1 rRNA gene is annotated in these 3380 nt (G+C 56.7%); it reads right to left on the bottom strand.

What is annotated here, in order from left to right:
- Positions 1–13: 13 nt before the first annotated feature.
- Positions 14–3149 (bottom strand): 23S ribosomal RNA (locus MELE44368_RS22785).
- Positions 3150–3380 lie beyond the last annotated feature (231 nt).

Here is a 3380-nt window from a genome sequence, read left to right on the forward strand (position 1 = left end):
TGTGGTTGCGAGTGTGGGTAAGTTTTCGGCCGGTTAGTGCCAGTTCCCTGCGCCCATTGCTGGGTGTGTAGGTCTGGTCTATTGATCCCGTGTTCTGCGGGGGGCCTTATCCCTCCTAGAGGGTGAGAAGCCTGGTCTTGGAGAAGGTTTCCCGCTTAGATGCTTTCAGCGGTTATCCTGTCCGAACGTGGCTATCCAGCGGTGCCCCTGGTGGGACAACTGGTGTACCAGAGGTTCGTCCGTCCCGGTCCTCTCGTACTAGGGACAGGTTTCCTCAAGCTTCTGACGCGCGCGGCGGATAGAGACCGAACTGTCTCACGACGTTCTAAACCCAGCTCGCGTGCCGCTTTAATGGGCGAACAGCCCAACCCTTGGGACCTGCTCCAGCCCCAGGATGCGACGAGCCGACATCGAGGTGCCAAACCATCCCGTCGATATGGACTCTTGGGGAAGATCAGCCTGTTATCCCCGGGGTACCTTTTATCCGTTGAGCGACACCCCTTCCACTCGGGGGTGCCGGATCACTAGTCCCGACTTTCGTCCCTGCTTGACATGTTCGTCTCGCAGTCAAGCTCCCTTGTGCACTTACACTCAACACCTGATTGCCGTCCAGGTTGAGGGAACCTTTGGGCGCCTCCGTTACTTTTTAGGAGGCAACCGCCCCAGTTAAACTACCCGCCAGGCACTGTCCCTGAACCCGATTCAGGGTTCGAGGTTAGAGGCCCAATACGATCAGAGTGGTATTTCAACGACGACTCCACAGTCACTGGCGTGACTGCTTCACAGTCTCCCACCTATCCTACACAAACCGTATCGAGCACCAATACCAAGTTGTAGTGAAGGTCCCGGGGTCTTTTCGTCCTGCCGCGCGTAACGAGCATCTTTACTCGTAATGCAATTTCGCCGAGTCTATGGTTGAGACAGCTGAGAAGTCGTTACGCCATTCGTGCAGGTCGGAACTTACCCGACAAGGAATTTCGCTACCTTAGGATGGTTATAGTTACCACCGCCGTTTACTGGGGCTTAAATTCTCCGCTTCACCCCCCGAAAGGGGTTGACGGGTCCTCTTAACCTTCCAGCACCGGGCAGGCGTCAGTCCGTATACCTCGTCTTGCGACTTCGCACGGACCTGTGTTTTTAGTAAACAGTCGCTTCTCACTGGTTTGTGCCACCCCCTGCCGCTTGGGCCGCAAGGGCTTACACGGTGTGGGGGTCCCCCTTCTCCCGAAGTTACGGGGGCATTTTGCCGAGTTCCTTAACCATAGTTCACTCGTACGCCTCGGTATTCTCTACCTGACCACCTGTGTTGGTTTGGGGTACGGGCCGTGTATGCGCTCGCTAGAGGCTTTTCTCGACAGCATAGGATCACCGAATTCGCCTCACTCGGCTATGCATCACCTCTCAGGAACATGAACGACGGATTTGCCTATCGTTCTCCCTACGGGCTTGCCCCAGTATTACCACTGACTGGTACGGCTGCCTTCCTGCGTCACCCCATCGCTTGACTACTACCCACACGGGTCCCACGCAGCCCCGCACCGCCATCACCCCGAAGGGATCAGGTCGGTGAGGTTTTGGGTGGTTAGCAGTATGGATTCGTCAGGGACGCTCATACACGGGTACGGGAATATCAACCCGTTGTCCATCGACTACGCCTGTCGGCCTCGCCTTAGGTCCCGACTCACCCTGGGCGGACTGGCCTGGCCCAGGAACCCTTGGTCTTCCGGCGGGCAAGGTTCTCACTTGCCTTATCGCTACTCATGCCTGCATTCTCACTCCCACACCCTCCACCACGAGGTCACCCTGTGGCTTCACCGGATGCAGGACGCTCCCCTACCCAACCCATACCCCCAAAAGGGTATGGACTGCCGCGGCTTCGGCGGTGTGCTTGAGCCCCGCTACATTATCGGCGCACAATCACTTGACCAGTGAGCTATTACGCACTCTTTCAAGGGTGGCTGCTTCTAAGCCAACCTCCTGGTTGTCTTCGCGACTGCACATCCTTTTCCACTTAGCACACGCTTAGGGGCCTTAGCCGGCGATCTGGGCTGTTTCCCTCTCGACGCACGGAGCTTATCCCCCGCCGTCTCACTGCCACACTTACACCTTGTCGGCATTCGGAGTTTGGCTGACGTCAGTAACCTAGTAGGGCCCATCGGCCATCCAGTAGCTCTACCTCCAACAAGAAACATGTGACGCTGCACCTAAATGCATTTCGGGGAGAACCAGCTATCACGGAGTTTGATTGGCCTTTCACCCCTACCCACAGCTCATCCCCTCAGTCTTCAACCTAAGTGGGTTCGGGCCTCCACGCGGTCTTACCCGCGCTTCACCCTGGCCATGGGTAGATCACTCCGCTTCGGGTCCACAACACACCACTACACACGCCACTGCTGACGTGATACGCCCTATTCAGACTCGCTTTCGCTGCGGCTACCCCACCCGGGTTAACCTCGCGACATGTCGGTGACTCGCAGGCTCATTCTTCAAAAGGCACGCCATCACCCCACAAGCGGGGGCTTTGACGGATTGTAGGCACACGGTTTCAGGTACTCTTTCACTCCCCTCCCGGGGTACTTTTCACCATTCCCTCACGGTACTGATCCGCTATCGGTCACTGAGAAGTATTCAGGCTTACCGGGTGGTCCCGGCAGATTCACAGCAGATTCCACGGGCCCGCTGCTACTCGGGGAAATCCTGCGCCAGCAGGCAGCATGTTTTCGACTACGGGGCTCTCACCCTCTACGGCAGACCATCCCAGGCCACTTCACCTAACACACTGCTTGATCACTGCTGCTGTTCACGGCGGTAAACAGAAACACAGGCCCCACAACACCGCATGCACAACCCCCGCCGGGTATCACATACACACGGTTTAGCCATCCTCCGCGTTCGCTCGCCACTACTAACGGAATCACAATTGTTTTCTCTTCCTACGGGTACTGAGATGTTTCACTTCCCCGCGTTCCCCCCAGACGGCTATACATTCACCGCCTGGTGACACGACATCACTCGTGCCGGGTTTCCCCATTCGGACATCCTCGGATCCACGCTCGGTTGACAACTCCCCGAGGCTTATCGCAGCCTCCCACGTCCTTCATCGGCTCCCAGTGCCAAGGCATCCACCATGCGCCCTTAAACACTTACACACAAACACAAAAACTATTTCTCGGAAGAAACATTCACATTGCATTACCCGAACAACACACCCACCCCCAAAGGAGCACGCGTCTTGTTCAGATGCTCGCAACCACTATCCACAAATCAAACACCACACCCCACCACCAAAGCAGGGCGACAACCAACTCCCTACCCCCGGTTTCCCAACACTCGGGACAAAGAGATAGCGGGCTTGTTGTCTCAAAGCCCAATAGTGTGTC

Origin of the sequence: Mycolicibacterium elephantis DSM 44368, from assembly GCF_004014805.1 — a bacterium.
Classification (GTDB): domain Bacteria; phylum Actinomycetota; class Actinomycetes; order Mycobacteriales; family Mycobacteriaceae; genus Mycobacterium; species Mycobacterium elephantis.